At 57.6% G+C, this 23,854-nt stretch carries 23 protein-coding genes and 1 tRNA gene; 10 read left to right on the top strand and 14 right to left on the bottom strand.

The window, feature by feature from the left end; all coding sequences use genetic code 11:
• Position 1: 1 nt before the first annotated feature.
• Positions 2–766 carry a phosphoribosylaminoimidazolesuccinocarboxamide synthase gene (purC, locus tag B0B09_RS02975; protein WP_055292668.1) on the bottom strand — a complete coding sequence of 255 codons (765 nt, stop codon included), beginning with the start codon at positions 764–766 and terminating at the stop codon, positions 2–4.
• Between the two features lie 132 nt (positions 767–898).
• Here purC and B0B09_RS02970 point away from each other — a divergent pair, with 132 nt between their 5' ends.
• Together B0B09_RS02970 and bmt are read left to right on the top strand one after the other, a co-directional pair.
• Positions 899–1,213 carry a DUF1476 domain-containing protein gene (locus B0B09_RS02970; RefSeq protein ID WP_076658301.1) on the top strand — a complete coding sequence of 105 codons (315 nt, stop codon included), beginning with the start codon at positions 899–901 and terminating at the stop codon, positions 1,211–1,213.
• A 153-nt stretch (positions 1,214–1,366) separates the two neighbouring features.
• On the top strand, positions 1,367–2,383 hold the full coding sequence (bmt, locus tag B0B09_RS02965; protein WP_076658300.1) for a betaine--homocysteine S-methyltransferase: 1,017 nt from the start codon (positions 1,367–1,369) through the stop codon (positions 2,381–2,383).
• A 71-nt stretch (positions 2,384–2,454) separates the two neighbouring features.
• On the opposite strand, the gene B0B09_RS02960 is transcribed toward bmt, so the two are convergent.
• The gene (locus B0B09_RS02960; RefSeq protein ID WP_076659760.1) at positions 2,455–3,528 is read right to left on the bottom strand and encodes a PA0069 family radical SAM protein; all 1,074 of its coding nucleotides are present in this window, start codon (positions 3,526–3,528) and stop codon (positions 2,455–2,457) included.
• 142 nt (positions 3,529–3,670) lie between these two features.
• On the opposite strand from B0B09_RS02960, the gene B0B09_RS02955 reads away from it, so the two are divergent.
• Genes B0B09_RS02955 through B0B09_RS02945 form a run of 3 tightly spaced genes read left to right on the top strand, consistent with a single transcriptional unit; the run spans position 3,671 to position 5,232 of the window.
• Complete coding sequence (locus B0B09_RS02955) at positions 3,671–4,378, top strand: cobalamin B12-binding domain-containing protein (RefSeq protein WP_055292664.1); 708 nt, start codon at positions 3,671–3,673, stop codon at positions 4,376–4,378.
• 49 nt (positions 4,379–4,427) lie between these two features.
• On the top strand, positions 4,428–4,616 hold the full coding sequence (locus tag B0B09_RS02950) for a hypothetical protein (RefSeq protein ID WP_076658299.1): 189 nt from the start codon (positions 4,428–4,430) through the stop codon (positions 4,614–4,616).
• The gene (locus B0B09_RS02945) at positions 4,606–5,232 is read left to right on the top strand and encodes a DUF1638 domain-containing protein (RefSeq protein ID WP_076658298.1); all 627 of its coding nucleotides are present in this window, start codon (positions 4,606–4,608) and stop codon (positions 5,230–5,232) included. The genes B0B09_RS02950 and B0B09_RS02945 overlap by 11 nt, the downstream gene beginning before the upstream one ends.
• Here B0B09_RS02945 and B0B09_RS02940 read toward each other — a convergent pair.
• The 4 genes from B0B09_RS02940 to purM all read right to left on the bottom strand — a co-directional run bounded on the left by B0B09_RS02940 (position 5,229) and on the right by purM (position 8,570).
• On the bottom strand, positions 5,229–5,639 hold the full coding sequence (locus B0B09_RS02940) for a SufE family protein (RefSeq protein ID WP_076658297.1): 411 nt from the start codon (positions 5,637–5,639) through the stop codon (positions 5,229–5,231). The genes B0B09_RS02945 and B0B09_RS02940 overlap by 4 nt on opposite strands.
• A gap of 60 nt (positions 5,640–5,699) precedes the next feature.
• Positions 5,700–6,857 carry a ribonuclease D gene (gene rnd, locus B0B09_RS02935; protein ID WP_055293362.1) on the bottom strand — a complete coding sequence of 386 codons (1,158 nt, stop codon included), beginning with the start codon at positions 6,855–6,857 and terminating at the stop codon, positions 5,700–5,702.
• Between the two features lie 76 nt (positions 6,858–6,933).
• Positions 6,934–7,530 carry a phosphoribosylglycinamide formyltransferase gene (gene purN, locus B0B09_RS02930; RefSeq protein ID WP_076658296.1) on the bottom strand — a complete coding sequence of 199 codons (597 nt, stop codon included), beginning with the start codon at positions 7,528–7,530 and terminating at the stop codon, positions 6,934–6,936.
• Positions 7,527–8,570: a phosphoribosylformylglycinamidine cyclo-ligase gene (gene purM, locus B0B09_RS02925; protein WP_076658295.1), complete on the bottom strand. Its 1,044-nt coding sequence runs from the start codon at positions 8,568–8,570 to the stop codon at positions 7,527–7,529. The genes purN and purM overlap by 4 nt, the downstream gene beginning before the upstream one ends.
• Before the next feature lie 156 nt (positions 8,571–8,726).
• On the opposite strand from purM, the gene B0B09_RS02920 reads away from it, so the two are divergent.
• Both B0B09_RS02920 and B0B09_RS02915 read left to right on the top strand, forming a co-directional pair.
• A tRNA-Ile gene (locus tag B0B09_RS02920) sits at positions 8,727–8,803 on the top strand.
• A gap of 96 nt (positions 8,804–8,899) precedes the next feature.
• Positions 8,900–10,108, top strand: coding sequence for an NADP-dependent isocitrate dehydrogenase (locus B0B09_RS02915; RefSeq protein ID WP_076658294.1), 1,209 nt, complete (start codon positions 8,900–8,902; stop codon positions 10,106–10,108).
• A 63-nt stretch (positions 10,109–10,171) separates the two neighbouring features.
• Here the strand turns inward: B0B09_RS02915 and B0B09_RS02910 are convergent, their stop codons facing one another.
• The gene (locus B0B09_RS02910; RefSeq protein ID WP_076658293.1) at positions 10,172–11,071 is read right to left on the bottom strand and encodes a transferrin-binding protein-like solute binding protein; all 900 of its coding nucleotides are present in this window, start codon (positions 11,069–11,071) and stop codon (positions 10,172–10,174) included.
• 287 nt (positions 11,072–11,358) lie between these two features.
• Here B0B09_RS02910 and typA point away from each other — a divergent pair, with 287 nt between their 5' ends.
• Positions 11,359–13,176: a translational GTPase TypA gene (typA, locus tag B0B09_RS02905; protein WP_076658292.1), complete on the top strand. Its 1,818-nt coding sequence runs from the start codon at positions 11,359–11,361 to the stop codon at positions 13,174–13,176.
• Positions 13,177–13,181: 5 nt separating this feature from the next.
• Here the strand turns inward: typA and B0B09_RS02900 are convergent, their stop codons facing one another.
• The 4 genes from B0B09_RS02900 to recA form a co-directional block, all read right to left on the bottom strand.
• A complete protein-coding gene (locus B0B09_RS02900; protein ID WP_375342211.1) occupies positions 13,182–13,658 on the bottom strand; it encodes an MOSC domain-containing protein in 477 nt (158 codons plus the stop codon).
• Positions 13,655–13,942: a DUF1330 domain-containing protein gene (locus B0B09_RS02895; protein WP_076658291.1), complete on the bottom strand. Its 288-nt coding sequence runs from the start codon at positions 13,940–13,942 to the stop codon at positions 13,655–13,657. Before B0B09_RS02895 ends, B0B09_RS02900 begins: the two co-directional genes overlap by 4 nt.
• The gene (gene alaS / locus B0B09_RS02890) at positions 13,939–16,638 is read right to left on the bottom strand and encodes an alanine--tRNA ligase (protein ID WP_076658290.1); all 2,700 of its coding nucleotides are present in this window, start codon (positions 16,636–16,638) and stop codon (positions 13,939–13,941) included. Before alaS ends, B0B09_RS02895 begins: the two co-directional genes overlap by 4 nt.
• Positions 16,639–16,816: 178 nt before the next feature.
• Positions 16,817–17,899 carry a recombinase RecA gene (gene recA, locus B0B09_RS02885; protein ID WP_055292653.1) on the bottom strand — a complete coding sequence of 361 codons (1,083 nt, stop codon included), beginning with the start codon at positions 17,897–17,899 and terminating at the stop codon, positions 16,817–16,819.
• A gap of 194 nt (positions 17,900–18,093) precedes the next feature.
• On the opposite strand from recA, the gene B0B09_RS02880 reads away from it, so the two are divergent.
• Positions 18,094–18,696, top strand: a complete 603-nt coding sequence (locus B0B09_RS02880; protein ID WP_076658289.1) for a gamma-glutamyl kinase — start codon at positions 18,094–18,096, stop codon at positions 18,694–18,696.
• On the opposite strand, the gene glpK is transcribed toward B0B09_RS02880, so the two are convergent.
• Positions 18,693–20,183: a glycerol kinase GlpK gene (gene glpK / locus B0B09_RS02875; protein ID WP_076658288.1), complete on the bottom strand. Its 1,491-nt coding sequence runs from the start codon at positions 20,181–20,183 to the stop codon at positions 18,693–18,695. The genes B0B09_RS02880 and glpK overlap by 4 nt on opposite strands.
• A gap of 25 nt (positions 20,184–20,208) precedes the next feature.
• Positions 20,209–21,750, bottom strand: coding sequence for a glycerol-3-phosphate dehydrogenase (gene glpD, locus B0B09_RS02870; RefSeq protein WP_110549914.1), 1,542 nt, complete (start codon positions 21,748–21,750; stop codon positions 20,209–20,211).
• A gap of 172 nt (positions 21,751–21,922) precedes the next feature.
• Between glpD and B0B09_RS02865 the strand changes: the two genes are divergently transcribed.
• The gene (locus B0B09_RS02865; RefSeq protein ID WP_076658287.1) at positions 21,923–22,690 is read left to right on the top strand and encodes a DeoR/GlpR family DNA-binding transcription regulator; all 768 of its coding nucleotides are present in this window, start codon (positions 21,923–21,925) and stop codon (positions 22,688–22,690) included.
• A 30-nt stretch (positions 22,691–22,720) separates the two neighbouring features.
• Here B0B09_RS02865 and B0B09_RS02860 read toward each other — a convergent pair whose 3' ends face one another.
• Positions 22,721–23,773, bottom strand: coding sequence for a CgeB family protein (locus B0B09_RS02860; protein ID WP_076658286.1), 1,053 nt, complete (start codon positions 23,771–23,773; stop codon positions 22,721–22,723).
• Between the last annotated feature and the right edge of the window lie 81 nt (positions 23,774–23,854).

Raw genomic sequence — 23,854 nt, 5'->3', positions numbered from 1 at the left:
ATTAGTTGATCAATGTGGGTTTACTGGGCGTGTGGGTGACGTTCGACGGCATGACACCCAGACGCTTTGCAACTTCGGTATAGGCGTCGGTCAGACTTCCCAAATCGCGGCGGAAGACGTCCTTGTCGAGTTTCTGGCCTGTTTCGATATCCCACAGGCGGCAGCTGTCGGGGCTGATCTCGTCTGCCAGAATAAGGCGCTGGAATTCATTGTCCCAGACACGGCCGATCTCGATCTTGAAATCAATCAGCTTGATGCCGACGCCATACATCACGCCCGACATCCAGTCGTTCACGCGCAACGCAAGGCTGACGATATCGTCCATTTCCTGCTGCGACGCCCAGCCGAATGCGATGATGTATTCCTCGGGCACCAGCGGGTCACCCAGCTTATCGTCTTTGTAGGAAAACTCGACAATCGGGCGGGGCAGCGGCGTGCCCTCTTCCATGCCCATACGCTTGGCCATCGACCCTGCAGCAAAGTTGCGCACGATCACCTCAAGCGGGATAATCTCGGCCTGACGGATCAACTGCTCGCGCATATTGAGGCGTTTGATGAAATGCGTAGGGATCCCGATCTGGCCCAATCCGGTCATGAAATACTCGGACAGGCGGTTGTTCAACACGCCCTTCCCTTCGATCACGGCCTTCTTCTCGGCGTTGAAGGCGGTGGCGTCATCCTTGAAATACTGGACAAAGGTACCTGGCTCGGGGCCTTCATAAAGAACCTTTGCCTTGCCTTCATAAATCTTTTTACGACGTGACATGCTGACCCCTTGCCCCATTCCGGCCCGGCATGGACCGCATCATCTGCGCGTCATAGTGCAAGCCCCCCTTGCGGGCAAGCACCGTGAGAGGCATATCATAAGCAACATCTTCCAAATCAAGAGGCCAAATCCATGACAACCTTCGATGATCGCGAGAATGCGTTTGAAAACAAGTTCGCCCATGATGCCGAAATGCAATTCAAAGCCGAGGCGCGCGGGAATAAATTGCTTGGTCTTTGGGCAGCGGAATTGCTCGGAAAAACTGGCGATGAGGCCGCTGAATATGCCAAAGAGGTCGTCAAGTCCGACTTCGAGGAGGCAGGGCACGAGGATGTTTATCGCAAGGTGTCCGGCGATCTGGGCGACAAGGCCGATGAGGCGACGATCCGCACCAAGATGGTCGAATGTCTGGCCGAGGCCAAAGCGCAGTTAATGAAAGACGTCTAACGCAGGTTGCGACCAGAGCAGACAGCCCAACCGCGCCACTGATCGGCGCGGTTTTATCATTTCTTGCATAAAGACCATGCATGCTTTGAATTTGCATCTGATGCAGAGACATGACACCGCACAACAATCCACTCGCGACAGCCGGAGCCCCCTATGACCAATGCCCTCTCAAAGCTTCTTGAAACCAACGACTGGCTGATGGCCGACGGGGCGACAGGGACAAATCTGTTCAACATGGGTCTGATGTCGGGCGATGCACCCGAGATGTGGAATATTGATGAGCCGGCCAAGATCACAGCCCTGTACAAAGGTGCGGCGGATGCGGGCAGCGATATTTTTCTGACCAACAGCTTCGGGGGCAATGCATCACGTCTGAAACTGCATGGTGCCGAGGGCCGCGTGCGTGAACTGAACAAAGTGGCCGCCGAACTGGGCCGCGAGGTCGCAGATGCATCGGGCCGTACCATCGTTGTTGCAGGCTCGGTCGGCCCCACGGGTGAGATTATGGCCCCGATGGGCAGCCTGACCCATGAAATCGCAGTCGAGATGTTCCACGAGCAGGCCGAGGGTCTGAAAGAAGGCGGCGCGGATGTGCTCTGGGTCGAGACGATCAGCGCCCCCGAAGAATACGCCGCCGCGGCCGAGGCCTTTGCGCTGGCCGGTATGCCCTGGTGCGGCACGATGAGTTTCGACACCGCCGGGCGCACAATGATGGGTCTGACATCGGCTGATATGGTCAAGAAGGTCGGCAAGCTTGCGCACCAACCGCTGGCCTTTGGCGCGAACTGCGGTGTTGGCGCATCAGACCTGTTGCGGACCGTGCTGGGGTTTACTGCTGCCCACCCGACCCTGCCCGTGATCGCAAAGGGCAATGCGGGGATTCCCAAATATCACGAGGGACATATCCACTATGATGGCACGCCTGAATTGATGGCCGATTATGCCGTCCTTGCCCGCGACTGTGGCGCCACAATTATTGGCGGCTGTTGTGGCACGACACCAGAACACCTGCGCGCGATGCGCGCCGCGCTAGAGACGCGACCAAAGGGTGATCTGCCAACACTGGAAGATATCACCGCGGCCTTGGGCGGGTTTTCTTCGGAATCCGATGGTACAGACGGGGCCGGTCCGGAAGCATCGCCACGGCGCGGACGGCGGCGGCGCAGCTAGGGGCGCTGCCCCCGGCCACCTGCGGCGGCCTCCCCCGGGATATTTACAGGCCAGTAATAACAGGTCTTGCGTCAGAAAAGCGAAAGCTGGTCGCCGCTTTGTGGGGGACGTGCGAAGAGATCTGTCCGCAAGGGCGCCAGGCTGCGGTCAAGGTGCAGTTTGCGGGTGGCGAGCTTGAAACGTTGCTGCATCATATTGGCCCACGGGCCCTGCCCGACCATACGTTTGCCAAATTCAGGGTCATAGTCTTTGCCGCCGTGCAATTCGCGCACGCGGCCCATAATGCGCGCGGCACGATCCGGATAATGGGTGGCTACCCAATCACGAAACAAAGTGGCCACTTCGCGTGGCAGGCGCAGGACGATAGAGGATGCCGCAACGGCACCTGCATCTTTGGCGGCTTTCAGGATCGCCTCAAGTTCGTGATCGGTCAGCGCGGGGATTACCGGCGACACCATCACGCGCACGGGAATGCCTGCGTCGGTCAATTGGCGGATGATGCGCAATCTGGCCGCCGGTGCAGGCACGCGGGGTTCCATTGCGCGCGATGTTCTGGGATCAAGCGTCGTGATCGAAATGCCAACCCTGACAAGCCCCTTGGCGGCCATGCGCGCCAGAATATCGCAATCGCGTGTGATCAGCGTGCCTTTCGTGACAATCGCAACAGGATGGTTGAACGCGTCCAGCACCTGCAACACCTCACGCATGATTTCACGTGATTTTTCGACCGGTTGATAGGGGTCTGTGTTGGTCCCGATTGCAATGGTTTTCGGTGTATAGCGCGGGTTTGAAAGCTCTTTGTGCAATTGCGCAGCCGCATTAGGGCGCGCGATCAGTCTCGTTTCAAAATCCAAGCCCGGCGACAGGCCCAGAAAGGCGTGGCTGGGGCGTGCAAAGCAATAGATGCAGCCATGCTCACAGCCGCGGTAGGGGTTGATCGAACGGTCGAAGGACAAATCAGGCGACGTGTTGCGCGTGATCACCGTGCGCGCCACCTCATCGGTGATTTCCGTACGCAAAACCGGCAAGTCCTGCTCAGGCGTCCAGCCGTCGTCAACCGCTTCGGCGTGCAGTCGATCGAACCGGTTGTCCGGATTTGACCGTGCCGCACGCCCCGGTGTGAGATGGGAATTCTGAACTGGCATTTCTTCCATAATCTTTATTAGAACAATTCACGAACATCAGCAACACAAGGTCGGTCATGTTCTTGGACATGTCGGAAAACAACCGCTAGAATTACCCAATCCGGCGCAATACTGCGGTGTAAACTCATACAAAGGCTTGGCCATGTCCGACGAAGAAGATGACATCATCCTGTCCGAACTGAATGACGAAGATCTCGTCGCCCAGATGTTCGATGACCTTTACGATGGAATGAAGGAAGAGATCGAGGAAGGGGTGAATATCCTTATCGAACGTGGTTGGGAGCCTTACCGCGTACTGACCGAGGCGCTCGTGGGCGGCATGACCATTGTCGGCAACGACTTCCGCGATGGTATTCTGTTTGTGCCTGAGGTGCTGCTGGCGGCCAATGCGATGAAGGGCGGGATGTTTATCCTTAAACCTCTGCTTGCCGAAACTGGCGCGCCGCGTGTGGGCAAGATGGTGATCGGAACCGTCAAGGGCGACATCCATGATATCGGCAAGAACCTTGTGTCCATGATGATGGAAGGTGCGGGTTTCGAGGTTGTCGATCTGGGGATCAACAATGCTGTTGAATCCTATCTTGACGCTTTGGAGAACGAAAAGCCCGATATCCTTGGCATGTCCGCCCTGCTGACCACCACGATGCCCTATATGAAGGTCGTGATTGATACGCTGGTCGAAAAAGGCATGCGCGAGGATTACGTCGTGCTTGTTGGTGGCGCGCCACTGAACGAAGAGTTCGGCAAGGCAATTGGTGCTGATGCCTATTGCCGTGATGCAGCGGTTGCGGTGGAAACGGCCAAGAGTTTTATGGCCCGGAAACACAATCAGGCGGCCGCCGCGGTCTGATCTTACAAAACCGGCGTGTCGTTCTTATCTTTGCAATGAGGAGGACGACATGCCTGTTGAACGATTGATCTTTATACTTGTGCTCGTGATGGCGGCTGCGGCAGCGACAATTGCCGTGGTATTTGCTGCATTGGACGGCTTGCAAGCGTCACCCATGACGGGTTTTGCCATCCTGAGCCTGTCGGCACTCTGCGCGGCCTATGTGTGGCGTAGGTACAGCAGCCGCAATGACAACTGATGCCATCCTGACCACCCAAGGGATCGCGCCCAAAGGACAGGGTCGTGTTCTTTTGATTGCCTGCGGTGCATTGGCACGCGAAATTCTGGCGATCAAAGCGGCAAACGCCCTTGATCACCTTGATCTTCAGTGCCTGCCGGCCATCCTGCATAACCACCCTGAAAAAATTGTCCCTGCGGTCCGTGAAGCCGTCGCCGAATATCGCGATGCCTATGAAACGGTTTTCATCGTTTATGCCGATTGCGGTACAGGCGGGCAGCTGCAGGCCGCCTGCGCCGAGATGGGGATCGGCATGGTTGCGGGGCCACATTGCTACTCGTTTTTCGAGGGAAATGAGGTGTTTGCGGGTCACGAAGAGATCACCGCGTTCTACCTCACCGACTTTCTGGTGCGCCAGTTTGATGCCTTTGTATGGGAGCCCCTTGGGCTTGCCCGCCATCCCGAACTACGCGACATGTATTTCGGGAATTACGAAAAACTGGTCTATCAGGCGCAGACAGATGATCCAGAATTAACTTTAAAAGCAGAGGCTTGCGCGGCAAAGCTCGGGCTGCAATTCGAGCGGCGTTTTACCGGCTATGGCGATCTGACACCTGCACTGACGGCAATCGCCTAGGCCGCGGCCGCTGCGGTTTCACGGATACGCTCGACCATAGCACGCAGCCCGTTTGAGCGTTGCGCAGACAGATGATCGTTCAGGCCCAGACGGCCCAACTCGGCCGCTGCATCAATTTTCATCACGTCACTGACCGGTTGGTCGTTGTAAAGCGCGGACAGCACCGCGATCAGCCCGCGCACGATCATCGCGTCGCTTTCACCACGGAAGGTAAATACGTTATCCGCGATCTTGGGCACCAGCCAGACCTGACTTGCGCAGCCGTCAACTTTGGTCGCAGGCACCTTGAGCGCCTCTTCCAGCGGCGGCATCGCCTTGCCCATGTCGATCACGTGGCGATAGCGGTCTTCCCAGTCGTCAAGAAATTCGAACGTTTCGACAAGGTCTTCAAAGTCAGGGTTCGCCATGGTTTTCCCTTTGGTTCGGTGTTGGGGCACATGTAGGTCCGCGCCCCTGTGTCGTCCAGATCAAAGTGCGACCGTGATGACCTTCTGACCCTTCACCGCCAAACCAACGCGGCCTTCGCATAACTCCAGCGCGTCATTGCCAAACACCTCGCGCCGCCAGCCGCGCAGGGCCGCAACATCACGCTCGCCTGCGGCCAGCGCATCAAGATCGGCAGAAGTTGCAATCAGCTTTGTGGCGACTTCGGCATCGTCGGTTTTGGCCTTCAACAGCACGCGCAGCATATCCGCCAAGGCGGGGTTCACCTGCAGTTTTGCGCGGGACCCATCAACCTTGGGCATGTCCTTGGGCGCAACGGCCATGCCTGCTTTGATTGCAGCCAGGATACCATTGGCGATATCGCCCTTGCGCGCCTCACGCAGCAACAAACGGGACCGGCCCAGATCATTCTCGGACAGTGGTTTTGTTGACGCGAGTTCAACCAGCGCGTCATCCTTGAAGACACGGTTGCGCGGGATGTTCCGGCTTTGCGCATAGTCCTCACGAAAGCGTGCCAGCTCCCGCACGATCGCCAGAAACTTGCCCGATTGTGTGCGCGTCTTGACGCGCTTCCACGCATTTTCAGGGTCTGATTGATAGGTCTCAGGGTCTTTCAGGACCGCCATTTCCTCGGCAACCCATTTGCTGCGGCCTGATTTGGCCAGACGCGCCGACAGATATTCATAGATATCTCGCAGGTGCGTCACATCAGCCAGCGCATATGTCGCCTGCGCATCCGTCAGCGGACGGCGCGACCAATCCGTAAAGCGCGAGGATTTATCCAGATCGGATTTCGCAATTTTGCGCACCAGCGTTTCATAGCCGACCTGTTCACCGAAACCGCAGACCATTGCCGCGACCTGCGTATCGAACAAAGGCTCGGGGATGACGCCTGCATCGACATAGAAAATCTCAAGGTCCTGGCGCGCGGCGTGGAACACTTTCACACAGCCTTGGTCGCGGAAAAGCGCATAGAGCGGCTCAAGCGACAGACCCTCGACAAGCGGATCGACAAGGGCTGCATCCGCGCCTTTATCATCCTGATACGCCAACTGGACGAGGCAGAGCTTTGAATAATAGGTGCGTTCGCGCAGAAACTCGGTGTCTACGGTGACATAAGGGCGTTTTGCAGCTTCCTGGCAGAACGCCGCCAAGTCTTCAGTCGTTGTGATTGTCTTCATCTCTGCCTGCAAACCGCGCTTTCATTTATCATTGGTTCACTGATAAGCGAAAGCCTGCGCGATGAAAAGTGCAGCTTCACCCGTCCAGATTGACAGGGGTCCGGTCGCCTGCCGCGAAGCGCCGCAGGACAGCAACGTAAAGCGCGTGCTCCAGCGGGAGCAGACGGGTCGCCAGCGTCTCAGGCGTGTCGCCCGCATGGACAGCGATCCGCGCCTGTCCCAGGATCGGGCCATCATCCAGTGCGGCGGTCACCTCATGCACCGAACATCCATGTTCGCTATCGCCAGCCTCGAGCGCGCGTGCGTGGGTGTGCAGCCCTTTGTATTTGGGCAAGAGTGACGGGTGGATATTCAGCATCCGCCCTTCCCATTTCGCCGTAAATTCCGGCGTCAGGATGCGCATGAATCCGGCAAGGCAGATGATGTCAGGCTTTGCCGTCTCCAACGCCCTCTGCAAGGCCGCTTCAAACGCGGCACGGTCCTTGCCATAGGGTTTGTGATCAATCGCCAAAGTCGGGATGTTCATTGCGCGCGCTTTGGCAAGACCACCGGCCTGCGGATCATTTGACATCACCAAGACGGGCCGCGCAGGGTGATCGCCGCACATGGATTGCGCGAGCGCGACCATGTTCGACCCGCCCCCCGAAATCAGTATCGCAACTCTTTTGGTCACAAAAGCGCGCCCGTATAGCGCACGCCCTCACCTGCCGTGACTGTGCCCAGCTGATGGACGGTCTCGCCCGCGTCGGTCAGAACTGTGGTAATTTTTGAAACCTCACGTGCATCAACCGCCAGCACCATGCCGATGCCTGCGTTGAATGTCTTGAGAATTTCGGGCTCGGCCATGCCGCCCTTTTGCGCCAGCCACTGAAACACCAGCGGCAGTTCCCATGCATTCAGATCAATTTCGGCGCCCATGCCTTCGGGCAGCACACGTGGCAGGTTCTCGGTCAGGCCACCGCCGGTGATATGGGCCAGCGCATGCACGCCCCCTGCCCGCACAGCCGCCAGCGCCTGTTTGACGTAAAGCCGCGTCGGTGCCAGCAGGGCTGCACCGAGCGTGTCATCCGCGAATGGCGCGGGATCGTCCCATCCCAGACCGGACACTTCTACGATGCGGCGCACCAGCGAATAGCCATTGGAATGCACCCCGTTTGATGCAAGCCCCAACAGAACATCGCCCTCTTGCACATCTGCCGGCAACTCGGCGCCACGCTCCATCGCACCCACGGCAAAACCGGCCAGATCGAAATCACCGGCGTGATACATGCCCGGCATTTCTGCGGTTTCGCCACCAATCAGCGCGCAACCGGAGGCTTCACAGCCTGCGGCAATGCCTTCGATAATCCGTGTCGCCTGATCCAGTTCAAGCTTGCCGGTGGCGAAATAGTCGAGGAAAAACAGGGGCTCTGCCCCTTGGCAGACCAGATCGTTGACGCACATCGCCACAAGATCAATGCCGATGGTGTCCACATTGCCGGTATCAATCGCGATCCGCAGTTTCGTGCCAACCCCGTCGGTCGCGGCCACCAGCACCGGATCGGTGTAGCCTGCCGCCTTGAGATCAAACAGCGCGCCAAAGCCGCCCAACCCCGCCATCACGCCCGACCTTGCGGTGCGTTTGGCGGCGGGTTTGATCCGCTCGACCAACGTGTTTCCGGCGTCAATATCGACCCCTGCATCAGCATAGGTCAGGCCATTCTTCTTGGTCATAGCAGGGCTCCTGTCGTGTTTGGCGTTCGTTACCGCATCATTTCGCCAAATGGAACAACAATTGGCGCGCGGACCGGCGGTGGCGCTGTGGCACGGAATTTTCAATTCCTGCCGCTTGACCCACCCGTCCAGTCTGCTACTCCAATCTTCACAAGGGGGCCTGTAGCTCAATTGGTTAGAGCAGAGCGCTCATAACGCTTTGGTTGCGGGTTCAAGTCCTGCCGGGCCTACCACTTCCCCAAACAGTATACGAATGCATACCGGGGCTTCCCGTGTGACGCATGATACGCTATGGCAGCATCAGATTAACTGCGCCACGGAGACACATTATGTCAAAGATCAAGGTAGAGAACCCCATCGTCGAGCTTGACGGTGATGAGATGACCCGCATCATGTGGGATTTTATCAAGCAAAAACTGATCCTGCCCTATCTGGATATCGACCTGCTCTACTACGATCTTGCGATGGAGGTCCGCGACGAGACCAACGACCAGATCACGATTGATGCCGCCGAAAAGATCAAGGAAATCGGCGTTGGCGTAAAATGCGCGACCATCACCCCCGATGAAGACCGCGTCGAAGAATTCGGCCTCAAGAAGATGTGGCGCTCGCCCAATGGGACAATCCGCAACATTCTGGGCGGTGTGGTGTTCCGCGCGCCGATCATCTGCAAGAACGTGCCGCGTCTTGTCCCGGGGTGGACCGACCCGATTGTGATCGGTCGGCATGCCTTTGGCGATCAGTATAAAGCCACCGATTTCCTGATGCCCGGCCCCGGCAAGCTGACCATGAAATTCGTAGGCGAAGATGGCAACGTGATTGAAAAAGAGGTCTTCGACAGCCCCGGCGCAGGCGTGGCGATGGGGATGTACAACCTTGATGATTCGATTATCGATTTCGCGCGCGCGTCGTTCAACTATGGTCTGAACCTTGGCTGGCCTGTCTATCTTTCGACCAAGAACACGATCCTGAAGGCCTATGACGGACGGTTCAAAGACCTCTTCCAAGAGGTGTTTGACGCGGAATTCAAAGACAAATTCACAGAAGCCGGCATTGAATACCAGCACCGGTTGATTGACGATATGGTCGCCTCGGCGATGAAGTGGTCGGGCAAATTCGTCTGGGCCTGCAAGAACTATGACGGCGACGTGCAGTCCGACACTGTGGCGCAAGGGTTCGGGTCATTGGGCCTGATGACCAGCCAGTTGATGACCCCCGATGGCAAGATCGTCGAGGCCGAGGCCGCCCACGGCACTGTCACGCGCCACTACCGCCAGCATCAGGCGGGACAAGCGACCTCGACAAACTCGATCGCGTCGATTTTCGCCTGGACCGGCGGGCTCAAGCACCGCGCGAAACTGGATGACAACGCGCAGCTGATGAACTTTGCAGAGACACTGGAAAAGGTTGTCGTGGACACTGTGGAAAGCGGTTTCATGACCAAGGATCTGGCGCTGCTGGTCGGCCCCGATCAGGGGTGGCTGACAACCATGGGGTTCCTTGAAAAGATCGACGAGAACCTGAACAAGGCGCTTTGAAGCAAGAAACAAAAGAGCCGTGCAATCGCGCGGCTCCTTTGCTCTCATACTGATGTCTTGGCTCTATTCCGTCGGTAGAATAAACGTCCCCACCCCGTCGTAGACCCCTTGACCAGCCACAAAAACACCAATCGCCAACACGCCGCCCAATTCTTCCGCATTTGGCCCATAGAATGTGGCGTCAACCAAAGATTGACCATTGCTACAGCCAGAGGTGCACATCAATTCGCCGGAGATGCTGTTCCCCGTCAGATCCAATCCGTTGCCTTCCATGTTCATAACCTGTGAGCCGTTAAAGTTGCCCAAAAGGGTGAAGTCCGCGTCGTTATCTAGGAAATTGACGTCGACCGTGATCCCACCATCGTATTCGCTTTCGGTGTTCGTACCCGACACCTCGCCCGTGACCTGAAAATTGCCCACATATGTTGTCGTCCCGCCCGTTTGCGCAATTGTATCGGGGTTGGTTTCGAAGCCGATCAGATAGGCCGCAGCGCCACTAATCCCGTTCTGATCGCTCACCGCGACTTCAATTGCGGCAACGTGATTCCCCGTCCGGTTGGGTTCGTAAATTACATTGATCACTTCACCGGTCGACAAAGTGCCCGTTCCGTTAGTGAACGATCGCGTTTCGCCCAAAATCTCAATGGTTCCGTCAAGTGGACCCAGATTGCCATCGCTATCCCCGGTAAAGAAGTTCGTATTCACGGTGATCGACGCCGGTGCAATTTCGGCGAAAGTGCTGCTGGTGAACCGTCCACTCGCGGTTTCCGTTGTAACCCGTACACCTTCAGCGTCAGACAAATCCTGCCCACTCACCGCACCAAATGGCAGACCGTTGTCAGATGACGAGCCGCCGCCACCGCCACCGCCACCGCCGGTATCGCCTCCACCGCCACCACCGCCACAGGCGGTCAGTGCCAGAAATGCAAATACAGATAGGGGTTTAGCGAGGTGAGACATCATAAGGCCGATCCTAAATTCTTTTCTAACTCAAGAGGACTAAAATACATTTTTTTCAACATCTTCAATAACTATGTGGCCAAATCTTGGCGGACCACTGTTCTTACCGCCGTACAGGCAGTTTTTCGCAACATAGCGGTTTTTCGGTGGGGCCTGCGATAGCTTTGGCTGCCGATATGCCACGAAAGCAGAACGTCGCGGCAGAGGAAAACCGCATTGCTACGATAAGGGGTGGCTTTTGCTGCAATTGCACGGTATCCGCGCGCCAACTTACCCTTAAAGGCAGACCAATGGACATTCGCAATATCGCGATCATCGCGCACGTTGACCACGGCAAGACGACCCTCGTTGACGAACTACTGAAACAGTCGGGGATTTACCGCGAAAACGAGGCGACGCAAGAGCGCGCGATGGATAGCAACGATATCGAGCGCGAACGCGGTATCACTATTCTGGCGAAATGTACCTCCGTCGAGTGGAAAGGTACGCGTATCAATATCGTCGACACCCCCGGCCACGCCGATTTCGGTGGCGAGGTTGAGCGTATCCTGTCGATGGTGGACGGTGTTGTTCTGCTGGTTGATGCCGCTGAAGGCCCGATGCCACAGACCAAATTCGTGACATCCAAAGCGCTGGCCCTTGGTCTGCGCCCGATTGTTGTGGTCAACAAAGTCGACAAGCCCGATGGTGAACCTGATCGCGCCGTCGATGATGTGTTTGACCTTTTCGCAGCGCTTGAGGCCTCCGACGAACAGCTTGATTTCCCGACCATGTTCGCATCGGGCCGTGCCGGTTGGTGTGACGAGGAACTCGACGGGCCGCGCGAAAACCTTGATGCGCTGTTCGACAAGATCGTTGAACACGTGCCGACGCCTGCGCAGATCACCCGCAAGGATGAACCGTTCCAGATGCTCGCCACCACCCTGTCTGCTGACCCTTTCATCGGGCGCATTCTGACAGGCCGTGTTGAGGCAGGCACCCTGAAAGCAGGTGAAACGATCAAGGCGCTGTCGCGTACCGGTGACAAGATCGAACAGTTCCGTGTGTCCAAGATCCTTGCCTTTCGTGGTCTGTCCCAGCAGCCCATCGATGTGGCCGAGGCCGGTGACATCGTGACCATCGCAGGGATGACCAAGGCAACCGTGGCCGATACCCTCTGTGATCTCAGCATCGATGTGCCGATCCCAGCACAACCCATTGACCCGCCCACCATCACCGTGACCTTCGGCATCAACGACAGCCCGCTGGCTGGACGTGACGGCAAAAAGGTCCAGTCCCGCGTGATCCGCGAACGACTGATGAAAGAAAGCGAAGTCAACGTCGCAATCAAAATCGCAGACACCCCCGGTGGTGACGCGTTTGAGGTGTCTGGCCGTGGCGAATTGCAGATGGGCGTTCTGATCGAAAACATGCGCCGCGAAGGTTTCGAGCTCTCCATCTCACGCCCGCAGGTCATCTTTTCCGAGCAAGACGGCCAACGCATGGAACCCGTCGAGGAAGTGACGATCGACGTGGATGACGAATACACCGGCGTCGTGGTCGAAAAACTGACCGGCCCGCGCAAGGGCGATCTGGTCGAGATGAAACCCGCCGGTGCCGGCAAGACCCGCATCATCGCGCATGTGCCGTCACGTGGCCTGATCGGCTATCACGGGGAATTCCTGACAGATACACGCGGCTCCGGCGTTCTGAACCGCCTGTTCCACGGCATGACCCCCTACAAAGGCAAGATTGATGGCCGCCGTCAGGGTGTTCTGATCTCGATGGAAAACGGCACTTCGGTCGCCTTTGCCCTGTGGAACCTTGAAGACCGTGGCAAGATGTTCATCGGTGCGCAGGAACCTGTCTACACCGGCATGATCATCGGCGAACACAGCCGCGAAAACGATCTTGAGGTGAACCCGCTGAAGGGCAAAAAGCTGACGAACGTGCGGGCCTCAGGCACCGATGAAGCGGTCCGCCTGACCACACCTGTGACCATGTCACTGGAACAGGCGATTGCCTATATCGACGACGATGAACTGGTCGAAGTCACGCCAAACGCGATCCGGCTGCGCAAGCGCTACCTTGATCCGCACGAGCGCAAGCGCCAGTCCCGCGCGAGCTAATGCCTTTAGGGTGACGCGGGTTCCACCGCGTCACCGACCTGCAAAACACCGCACTGCATGACGCTGGCGTACCAGCCACCATGGCCGCGCATTGCGTTATATCCGCCCGGTCCCAACGCTTTTTCCATGCGTGAACAAGGCGGACACGGCCCCTCGATTTCCAAGATCACATCACCGAGGCGCAGCAGCCCCTTGCGCAGCGCCAGAAGGTTGAGCCCCGACACAAGCAAATTGCGCCGTAGCACCTCTGGCTGGATCTCTGACAGATTGGAAAGGGCAGCGATGACCGGTAGATGCTCGGCCTGTATCAGCGTGACAGCCCGCTTGCCCACGCGGCCGTGATCACCCAGCAATCCGGCCGTGGTGACTTCAACACTTTGAACAACTTCCACCGGATCGTATCGCGCGTCGCGCAGCCCGATCCACTCCAAACGGCCCACCCGGGCGTGGCGGGCCATCATGTCGCCAAGCTGGCCTTTCAAGCGATCTCTTCGACGATGCTCAATTCACGCTGGCTCGCACCTTTGGCAAAGCTCAGCGCCTCTTGGTAGGCATCAGAGTAGTAGCAGTCGTGCGCCGCTTGCAGGCTGGGAAAGCGGGCAACCACGTTGCGTGGGCGATCAGGCCCTTCCAACTGCTCATAAACACCACCACGGGCCAGAAAGACGCCACCGTGATCGGCAATCGCACCTGTCGCGCGCTTGGCGTATTCGCTATAGGCGGCCTCGTCCGTGACAGTCACATGGGCAATCCAGAGTGCGCTCATTTCAATCCCTCCAAAACAGTCTTTGCTGCCGCAATCGCGGCATCAACATTCTCTAGCGAAGCACCGCCACCCTGCGCCATATCCGGGCGGCCACCGCCGCCTTTACCGCCCAATTCAGGCGTGACAGCCCGCAGGATATCCACCGCAGAAACACGGTCGGTCAGGTCCGCTGTGACACCAACCGCAACAGCCGCCTTGCCACCGGCATCGGCGATCAACACAACGGCACCGCTGCCCATGGACGCCTTCATCTCGTCGATCAATGCGGGCAGGTCTTTACCGGTCACACCGCTCAGCACCTGCGCCTGAAATGCGACGCCATTGATCACCTCGGCGGGCGCTGCCTCTTTTGCGCCGCCGCCCATCGCCACCTCACGGCGCAGTTGCGCCACTTCATTGGCCAGCGCCTTGCGTTCGTCCATGAGCGCCTTGATCCGGTCAGCAACCTCGGATGCAGGCGCCTTCAACACAGCCGCCGCCTGGTTCAGGCGGGCATCCTGCGCGCGCAGGTAATCCAGTGCCGCCTGCCCTGTCAGCGCTTCGATCCGGCGGACACCGGCACTTGATGCGCTATCGCCCAGGGTCACAAAGGCCCCGATTTCACCCAGTTGCTTCACATGCGTCCCGCCGCAAAGTTCCAGTGAATAGGTATTCCCTTCAGCGCCCTTGCCCGAGCCCACCTGCCGGCCCATCGACACAACACGCACCTCGTCGCCATACTTCTCGCCAAAGAGCGCCTGAGCACCCATGGCGCGGGCATCATCCGGTGTCATAATACGTGTCTCGACAGGGGTGTTCTGACGGATGATCGCATTCACATCATGTTCAACCTGCGCCAGTTCTTCGGCGCTCAAAGCTTTGGTATGACTGAAATCAAACCGCAGGCGATCGGGTGCGTTCAATGACCCGCGCTGTGCGATATGATCGCCCAGCACCTCGCGCAGCGCCTCATTCAGCAGGTGTGTGGCCGAGTGGTTGGCGCGGATTTTACCCCGATTGATGTGATCCACCTCGAGACGGACAGGCTCGCCGACAGAGAGTTCACCGTGATCAACCGTCAGATAATGGGCAAAGACACCGCCCGGCATCTTCTTGACGTCCGAGACGTGGCCTGAAAACTGAGGCGCCTGCGCGTTGGGGTCACCAACGAGTGCACGCACATAGCCCTGATCGCCCACCTGACCGCCGCTTTCCGCGTAGAACGGTGTTTGGTTCACGACGACCCAGCCCGCAGCACCCTTCGCGCTCAGCGCATCAATGCTCTTGCCTGCTTCATCGACAATTGCCACGACCTGCCCTTCGGCAGTCTCGGTCTCATACCCCAGAAAATCTGTCGCGCCATGTGTATCCGCGATATCGAACCAGATCGCACTCTCGGCGGCTTCACCCGTGCCGGACCATGCCGCCCGCGCCTTGGCTTTCTGCTCTGCCATCGCGGCATCGAACCCATCAGTGTCCACAGCGCGTCCCTTTTCGCGCAGGGCATCCTGCGTCAAATCAAGCGGGAAACCGTAGGTGTCATAAAGCTTGAACGCCGCTGCACCCGGCAAAGCCGCACCCTCGGCCAGACCGCTGATTTCGTCATCAAGCAGCTTCAACCCCCGATCCAGCGTTTGTTTAAAGCGGACTTCCTCGTTCAGCAGCGTTTCTTCAATCAAGCGCTGGCCGATCCCCAGTTCAGGATAGGCCCCGCCCATCTGCTGGATCAGCGCCGGGACAAGTTTGTGCATCACGGGGTCTTTGCCACCCAGTTGATGGGCATGGCGCATCGCGCGCCGCATGATCCGGCGCAGCACGTAACCACGCCCCTCATTCGATGGCAGCACGCCTTCGGCAATCAGGAATGACGTGGACCGCAGGTGGTCGGCGATCACGCGGTGGTGGGTGTTGCCCGGACCATCAGGGTCGGTCGAGGTCACATGTGCCGAGGCCTCGATCAATGCGCGCATCAGGTCGGTGTCGTAATTGTCATGCTTGCCTTGCAGCAAGGCGCCAATACGCTCCAGCCCCATGCCGGTGTCGATCGACTGCATTTCGAGCGGCTTGAGCGTGCCGTCCTCGAACTGTTCGTTCTGCATGAAAACGATGTTCCAGATCTCGATAAACCGGTCGCCATCCTCTTCCGGCGAACCGGGAGGGCCACCCCAAATGTGATCGCCGTGATCGTAGAAGATCTCGGTGCAGGGGCCGCAGGGGCCGGTCGGGCCCATGCGCCAGAAGTTGTCGTCCGTCGGGATGCGAATGATCTTGTCATCCGAGAAACCGGCCACTTTCTTCCAGATCGCCGCGGCCTCGTCATCGGTGTGATAGACGGTGACCAGAAGGCGGTCCTTATCGATGCCGAATTCCCGTGTCAGCAATTCCCAGGCATAGGGGATCGCCTCTTCTTTGAAATAATCACCGAAACTGAAATTGCCCAGCATCTCGAAAAACGTATGGTGGCGCGCCGTGTAGCCCACATTATCAAGATCGTTGTGCTTGCCGCCAGCACGCACACATTTCTGGCTGGTGGTGGCGCGTGTGTAATCGCGGGTCTCGACGCCCGTAAACAGGTTCTTGAACTGCACCATGCCCGAGTTGGCGAACATCAGGGTCGGGTCATTGCGCGGCACCAACGGGCTTGAGGCCACGATCTCATGATCCTGAGAACCGAAGTAATTCAGAAAGGTCGAACGGATGTCGGCAAGACTGGTCATAGCGCACTTTCAAGCAAATATGTCTGTTAGCCCGCAGAAATAGCCCCGCCTCTTGGCACTGTCCACCAACAAACGGGGGTGATACTTTCCATGTCCAATCAAACTTCCGCCGGAGGCAGCCATCAAAAAAGGGCGCCGCTGCTGCGGCACCCTTCGTTCATTCCATCACCTGTGGTGCCTAGACTTCGACAAGGTCATCATCACCATCGCCATCACCGGTGTCGGCCATATCGAACTCAAGCCCATGCGCCGCGCGGATCTTATCCTCGATCTCAAGCGCAATCGCAGGATTCTCTTTGAGGAACACCTTGGAATTCTCGCGTCCCTGCCCGATCCGCTCATCGCCATAGCTGAACCATGCGCCGGATTTTTCAACAATTCCCGCTTTCACACCCAGATCAAGCAATTCGCCCGTCTTGGAAATGCCCTCACCATACATGATGTCGAATTCCACCTGCTTGAACGGTGGTGCCACCTTGTTCTTCACCACTTTGACGCGGGTCGCGTTGCCGACCACCTCATCACGGTCCTTGATCGCGCCGATGCGACGGATATCCAGACGGACAGAGGCATAGAATTTCAGCGCGTTACCACCGGTTGTGGTTTCGGGCGAACCGAACATCACGCCAATCTTCATACGAATCTGGTTGATAAAGATCACCATACAGCCGGACCGGTTGATCGAGCCTGTCAGCTTGCGCATCGCCTGAGACATCAGACGCGCATGCACACCGACCGAGCTATCGCCCATATCGCCTTCGAGTTCGGATTTCGGGGTCAGCGCCGCAACCGAGTCGACCACCACAAGGCTGACTGCACCAGAGCGCACCAGCGTATCCACAATCTCGAGTGCCTGTTCGCCGGTATCGGGCTGCGAGATCAGCAACTCATCAAGGTTCACACCCAATTTCTTGGCATATTGTGGATCAAGCGCATGTTCCGCGTCGACAAACGCGCAGACACCCCCCTTTTTCTGCTCTTCCGCGATGGAGTGCAGGGTCAGCGTCGTTTTACCGGACGATTCAGGACCATAAATTTCAATCACGCGGCCTTTTGGCAGACCACCGATCCCCAGCGCGATATCCAGCCCCAGCGAACCGGTCGATGTCGCCTCGATATCGGCCATCTGGTTCTGGCCGCCCAGCTTCATGATCGAGCCTTTGCCGAACTGCCGTTCGATCTGCGCCAGCGCGCTTTCGAGTGCTTTTTCTTTATCTGCCGTTTTCTTGTCAGTCATTTTGAGGAGTTCTGCCGTTGCCATGTGTCCTGTCCTTATTTCACGCCGGCCCGAGGGCGGCAATCACTGCTTTTGTTCTCATTGTGTTCTCATCGTTAATGAGATCAAAAGCAGAACATTGCAACATAAATTTTCATGATTCACTTTCAACGAATGGTGGTTAAGGAATGGTTTATGGCCTAGCATTGCGTCGGAGATAGACGAAAGACAGCGATCAAATGCTTGTTTTCTGGAAAGAAAATCTGGTGCTGCTGGCAGTGCCCAAAACCGGATCAACCGCGCTTGAAGGCGCTCTGGCACCGCGCGCGTCCATGGTCCTGCGGGATCCGCCGCATCTGAAACATGCACCGTGCTATCGCTACAAACGATTCTTGAAGCCGTTTTTCAAGCAAGCCGGCGGACAAGACCCTGAATTGATGGCGGTTGTCCGCAATCCCATCGACTGGCTGGGCAGCTGGTATCGCTACCGGACGCGCCCCGATCTGATCGGTCACGAAAACAGCACAGCGCATATCACTTTCGATGATTTCGTGCTGGAATACTGCAAAGGTGATCCCGCGCCTTTCGCCAATGTGGGCTCGCAGAACAAGTTTCTGCGCATCAATGGTGGCGAGATCGGCGCGGATCACCTTTTCCAATATGAGCAATGGGATAAGGTGATCGCTTATCTCGAAGAGCGGCTCGCGATAACACTCAAGCTGAAACAAAAGAACGTCTCGCCTGTGATGCCGCTGTCCCTTTCGCCCGACATCGCAGCAAAGCTGCGCGACAAACGCACCGAGGAATTCGCGGTCTGGGAACTGGCTCGGCGTTCGGATTAGCGCTGCGTCAAAGTCCGCCGCACCGCATCCTGCCAGCCTGCATAGCGGCGTTCGCGCGTGGCCGCATCCATCTGCGGCTCAAACCGCTGATCCAGCATCCAGTTCGCGGCAAACCCTGCCTGATCGGGATAAACACCGGCGCGCATTCCTGCCAGCCACGCGACACCCAGCGCTGTGGTCTCCAGCACTGTGGGCCGGTCCACCGGCGCGCCGATGATGTCCGACAGAAACTGCATCGACCAATCAGACGCGCTCATACCACCATCAACGCGCAAAACACCATCCGTATCAGAGGCTTGCCAGTCACTCTTCATTGCCTCAAGCAGGTCACGCGTCTGAAAGCCAACGCTTTCAAGGGCCGCACGCGCAAACTCGGCGGGCCCAGAATTGCGGGTCAAACCGTAAATCGCCCCCCGCGCCTCGGCGTCCCAATACGGCGCGCCAAGGCCGGTAAAGGCGGGCACCATATAAAGTTCCTGTCCCTGATCGGCTGTTTCTGCCAGCGGCTGTGTTTCTTTCGCCTCGCGAATGATTTTCAGACCATCGCGCAGCCATTGCACGACGGCCCCTGCGATAAAGATTGATCCTTCCAGCGCATAGGTCGGTTTGCCGTCAAACTGATAAGCAATCGTTCCCAACAGGCGGTTTTGGCTTTCCACCAGCGTATCGCCGGTGTTCAGCAGCGCAAAACAGCCTGTCCCATAGGTCGATTTCAGCATACCGGGTTCAAAACAGGCCTGCCCAATGGTTGCCGCCTGCTGATCGCCCGCAACACCAAGGATCGGGAGCTCAGTGCCGAAAAGATCCGCGCGCGTGGTACCGAAATCGGCGGCGCAATCCAGAACCTCTGGCAGCATCGCGGCAGGAATACCGAAGCGGTCACAGATCGTGGTGCTCCACCGCCCTTTGCGGATATCGTAAAGCATGGTGCGTGCGGCATTTGTGGCATCTGTGACATGCCGCTTGCCGCCTGTCAGCTTCCAGATCAGGTAGCTGTCAACAGTGCCGAAAAGGAGCTCACCCGCCTCTGCGCGGGCCCGCGCACCCTCAACCGTGTTCAGGATGTAGTTGACCTTGGTGCCCGAAAAATACGGATCAGCCAGTAGTCCGGTCTTTTGGGTAATCGTCGCTTCAAACCCTTCGCGGCGCAGTTCCTCGCAGAACGGAGCGGTCCGCCGGTCCTGCCAGACGATGGCATTGTGGATCGGCTCGCCTGTGGTCTTATCCCACACCAGCGTGGTTTCGCGTTGGTTGGTGATGCCGATTGCGGCCACATCAGCGGCAGTGATCCCCGCTTTCTCGATTGCACCGCGGCAGGTCGAGGCGACAGAAGACCAGATATCGGACGTGTCATGCTCAACCCACCCCGATTTGGGGAAATGCTGGGTGAATTCCTCTTGCGCGGTCGCTTTGATCCGCATCTCTGCATCAAAAATAATCGCGCGGCTGGATGTCGTGCCTTGGTCGATGGCCAGAATATAAGTCATGGTTCCCCCCGTTTGTCTTTTTGTTTCAAGACGCCATGAAAGCGTCAAGGCCTGCGACTTGATCGGACGTCAGGCGCAGGCCAAGTTTCGAGCGACGCCAGACGACATCTTCGGCAGAGCGCGCATATTCACGGGCCATGAGCCACTTGACCTCTGCCTCGGTCAACGTCGCGCCGAAATCCTGCCCAAGCTCCTTTGCTGCGGATGCATCACCCAGAATGGCGCGCGCCTCGGTCCCGTAGGCTTTGACCAGGCGCAGCGCCCAACGGTCGGTCAGGAACGGATAATCCGACATAAGATCAGCAACCAGCTTATCACGGTCACTGACCTTGAAATCCCCCCCGGGTAGAGCCGCATCCGCTGTCCACGGATCACCCCCACCAATCAACGGGGTCAGCTTCTTGAGCGCATTTTCGGCCAATTTGCGGTAGGTCGTGATCTTGCCACCAAAGATGTTCAATAGCGGCGCGCCATTTTCATCCAGCGACAACACATAATCGCGCGTCGCTGCTGTCGCTGATTTTGCACCGTCGTCATAAAGCGGCCGCACACCCGAATAGGACCAGACGATATCATCGCGGGTCACGGGTTTTTCGAAATATTGCGATGCAAAGGCGCAAAGGTAATCCTGCTCGGCATCCGTGGCATAGGGTTTTTCTGACAGGTTCTCGTGCTCGGCATCGGTCGTGCCGATCAGGGTGAAGTCCATCTCATAGGGGATCGCAAAGATGATCCGCCCGTCCTCGCCCTGAAAGAAATAGCTCTTGTCGTGATCAAACAGTTTCTTCGTCACGATATGGCTGCCGCGCACCAGTCTCACGCCTTCGGATGTGTTGAGCCGCGTGACATCACGCACGATGTTTTCAACCCAAGGCCCGCCTGCATTGACCAGGGCACGCGCGGTATAGGTCTGTTGCACACCGTCATGTTCGGTCACGATCTCCCATTGCCCATCGACACGCGCGGCGCTGATCACTTTGGTGCGCGTCATGATCGTGGCACCGTGCGCCTCTGCATCGCGGGCGTTCAGCACGACAAGCCGCGCGTCTTCGACCCAGCAATCGGAATATTCATAGGCTCTCTGAAACTTGCCCTTCAGCGGTTTGCCTGTGTCAGCAGTGGTCAGATCAACCGTTTTCGTGCCAGGCAAAATTTTGCGGCCACCCAAATTGTCATAGAGGAAGAGCCCCAGCCGGATCAGCCACGCAGGCCGCCTGCCCTTCATCCATGGCATCACGGTCGACAGCAGCTTCGACGTTGGCGTGTCATTCTCGAACCGCATATCCTTGTGGTAAGGCAACACAAAGCGCATGGGCCAGCTGATATGGGGCATGTTGCGCAACAGAACCTCACGCTCGACCAGCGCCTTGCGCACCAAGCCGAACTCGAAAAACTCCAGATAGCGCAGGCCACCGTGAAACAGCTTGGTCGAGGCCGATGATGTGGCCGAACCAAGGTCGTTCATCTCGGCCAGACCCACTTTCAGCCCGCGCCCCGACGCATCGCGTGCGATCCCGCAGCCATTGATGCCACCACCGATGATAAATACGTCGAAATCTGCGCTCATAATCTGTCTCTTTGCAATTTTTCCTGCGTTTGACGTGACAGCCGCAAGGGTGCAAGGCTCAACGCCGCCAGTGTTCGCCGAATGACACACGAAAACGACACGAAAGTGACTTACGCTTTATAAATTATGGTTTTCTTGTTTCTGCCGTTCGCTTTATATCCTAAACGAACATATGGACACAGATACCCGCCTCTCCCGTATTCGCGCCCTCGCCCAAACCGAAGGCAAGGTCATGGCCACTGCACTGGCCCACGACCTTGGCGTCGCGGTACAAACCATCCGCCGCGACCTGCGTCAGCTTTGCGCGGCAGGTCTACTTGAGCGTATCCACGGCGGGGCGGTCCTGCCCTCGGGTGTCAGCAACATCGGCTATGGTGACAGGCGCGCGCTGAACCGTGACATCAAGATCAGGATTGCCCGCCGTGCGGCACAGCTGATCCCTGACAACGCCTCACTGTTCCTTAACATCGGCACGACGACCGAGGCGGTGGCACACGCACTTCATGCCCATCGCAATCTGATGGTGGTGACCAATAACCTCAACGTGGCCAACATCCTTGCCAGCAACGCCAGTTGCGATGTGGTGGTGGCCGGCGGCAGCCTGCGGCGGTCAGACGGCGGGCTGGTGGGCGACCTTGCAGCGCTGGCCATTGACCGGTTCAAGGTCGATTTCGCCGTGATCGGCGCCTCGGCCATTGACCTCAGCGGCGACCTGCTGGATTTCGATCCAGAGGAAGTGCGGGTGAGCCAACAGGTGATCAAGGCCGCGCGCGCCACGATCCTCGTGGCCGATAGCACGAAATTCACACGTAAGGCCCCGGTCAAGATCGCATCACTGGCGCAAGTGGATCATTTCGTGACGGATCGGGTGCCGTCAGAGGCGCTGATCAATAGCTGTGCGGATTGGGGAACGCGGGTTGCACTGGTATCGGGGATCTAGCGTTCAAGGTCGGCCTCGGGCGTGTCACAGCTACTCAGTCCGACAGCGTATGCTACTCAGTGCTTCGTGCATGCGCGCCTTGAAGGTATGTGCGCCGACCACCGCACGGCAATGGCGTTCAATTTCGTCACGCTGCGCATCATCCGCCAGAAAAGTCACGATTTTCTGTTTCAGGTCGTCATAATTTTCAAACTGTACGACATCGCGGCTGACATGTTCACGCACATGATCGTTGCGATCGCAAATCTGGAATGTGCCAGAGCCTATGATCTCAAACACACGGGGGTTACAGCCTTGTTGTGACTGACTGTGGTGGATGTTCAGGGCGATCTTAGAGCGGTTATAGACCTCGTTTGTAACCTGTGGGGGGATGTTCTTATTGCGGTATGTCTGGCGCAATCGTTTGCTCATCTGACGTCGCATCCACAAAGCCCAAGTCCGGGGCTCTTTGTAGCGCACATACCGGCCCCAGACTTCGAACGTGGTATCAGGGAGCTCATCCACGAGGCGGTGTATGAGCTCTTTGCGTTCGTCATACATGCGCCCGACAAACGAGACGTCGACTTCTTTGCTGGACTGTAAATCGCGATAGGTCTCGGGGTCATACCCCATGGGCAGGAACCTGATTTTGTCAGGATCAACGCCATTCTCGACCAGATACGGGATATCCAGCCGTTCAAAAACAAACACAGCCGTTGCGCGCTTGGCCAGTTCCAAATGATGCGCGCAGCATCGGTGGGCGCTATCCTGAAACCACAAAAGCTTTGTCTTGGCGGGAATGGATGAGAACGTCTCAGGGTCGATCCATTCCCCACGGATAAGCATGAAAAGGTCAGGATTTGTGGCCCGCGCCCGTTCCAACAGATCAGCGTTAAACGTCTTGCGCCATTGGTCCTTGTATCGCTGCACCCCGAGCGCTTGGCCGACGTCGATGCGTAGCCGGTTCACAAGCCCGGTCGGGTTATGCGCTGGAGTGTCGATCACACGTGTCTCATACCCGTTGTCCAACAGCGCGCGGGCAATACTCTGATTGTAGCCAAAGAAACTTGGACCGACCAACAAAGCCACGCGCTTCTCTTCCACAGGAGATCCCCAAATTTGCCGCATTCATTCCGCGCGCAAAACCTGATGCTCTCACAACTCCGCATCCAGACAAGGAAAGTT

It is taken from the genome of Yoonia rosea (genome assembly GCF_900156505.1).
Taxonomy (GTDB): Bacteria; Pseudomonadota; Alphaproteobacteria; order Rhodobacterales; family Rhodobacteraceae; genus Yoonia; species Yoonia rosea.
The sequence above is the reverse complement of the archived record's forward strand: the minus strand, read 5'-3'. Positions and strand labels throughout refer to the sequence as shown.

Excerpts from the sequence above, each read along its gene's own strand:
- purC (WP_055292668.1), bottom strand. The coding sequence starts at position 766 with ATGTCACGTCGTAAAAAGATTTATGAAGGCAAGGCAAAGGTTCTTTAT.
- B0B09_RS02970 (WP_076658301.1), top strand. The coding sequence starts at position 899 with ATGACAACCTTCGATGATCGCGAGAATGCGTTTGAAAACAAGTTCGCC.
- bmt (WP_076658300.1), top strand. The coding sequence starts at position 1,367 with ATGACCAATGCCCTCTCAAAGCTTCTTGAAACCAACGACTGGCTGATG.
- B0B09_RS02960 (WP_076659760.1), bottom strand. The coding sequence starts at position 3,528 with ATGCCAGTTCAGAATTCCCATCTCACACCGGGGCGTGCGGCACGGTCA.
- B0B09_RS02955 (WP_055292664.1), top strand. The coding sequence starts at position 3,671 with ATGTCCGACGAAGAAGATGACATCATCCTGTCCGAACTGAATGACGAA.
- B0B09_RS02950 (WP_076658299.1), top strand. The coding sequence starts at position 4,428 with ATGCCTGTTGAACGATTGATCTTTATACTTGTGCTCGTGATGGCGGCT.
- B0B09_RS02945 (WP_076658298.1), top strand. The coding sequence starts at position 4,606 with ATGACAACTGATGCCATCCTGACCACCCAAGGGATCGCGCCCAAAGGA.
- B0B09_RS02940 (WP_076658297.1), bottom strand. The coding sequence starts at position 5,639 with ATGGCGAACCCTGACTTTGAAGACCTTGTCGAAACGTTCGAATTTCTT.
- rnd (WP_055293362.1), bottom strand. The coding sequence starts at position 6,857 with ATGAAGACAATCACAACGACTGAAGACTTGGCGGCGTTCTGCCAGGAA.
- purM (WP_076658295.1), bottom strand. The coding sequence starts at position 8,570 with ATGACCAAGAAGAATGGCCTGACCTATGCTGATGCAGGGGTCGATATT.
- B0B09_RS02915 (WP_076658294.1), top strand. The coding sequence starts at position 8,900 with ATGTCAAAGATCAAGGTAGAGAACCCCATCGTCGAGCTTGACGGTGAT.
- B0B09_RS02910 (WP_076658293.1), bottom strand. The coding sequence starts at position 11,071 with ATGATGTCTCACCTCGCTAAACCCCTATCTGTATTTGCATTTCTGGCA.
- typA (WP_076658292.1), top strand. The coding sequence starts at position 11,359 with ATGGACATTCGCAATATCGCGATCATCGCGCACGTTGACCACGGCAAG.
- B0B09_RS02895 (WP_076658291.1), bottom strand. The coding sequence starts at position 13,942 with ATGAGCGCACTCTGGATTGCCCATGTGACTGTCACGGACGAGGCCGCC.
- alaS (WP_076658290.1), bottom strand. The coding sequence starts at position 16,638 with ATGACCAGTCTTGCCGACATCCGTTCGACCTTTCTGAATTACTTCGGT.
- recA (WP_055292653.1), bottom strand. The coding sequence starts at position 17,899 with ATGGCAACGGCAGAACTCCTCAAAATGACTGACAAGAAAACGGCAGAT.
- B0B09_RS02880 (WP_076658289.1), top strand. The coding sequence starts at position 18,094 with ATGCTTGTTTTCTGGAAAGAAAATCTGGTGCTGCTGGCAGTGCCCAAA.
- glpK (WP_076658288.1), bottom strand. The coding sequence starts at position 20,183 with ATGACTTATATTCTGGCCATCGACCAAGGCACGACATCCAGCCGCGCG.
- glpD (WP_110549914.1), bottom strand. The coding sequence starts at position 21,750 with ATGAGCGCAGATTTCGACGTATTTATCATCGGTGGTGGCATCAATGGC.
- B0B09_RS02865 (WP_076658287.1), top strand. The coding sequence starts at position 21,923 with ATGGACACAGATACCCGCCTCTCCCGTATTCGCGCCCTCGCCCAAACC.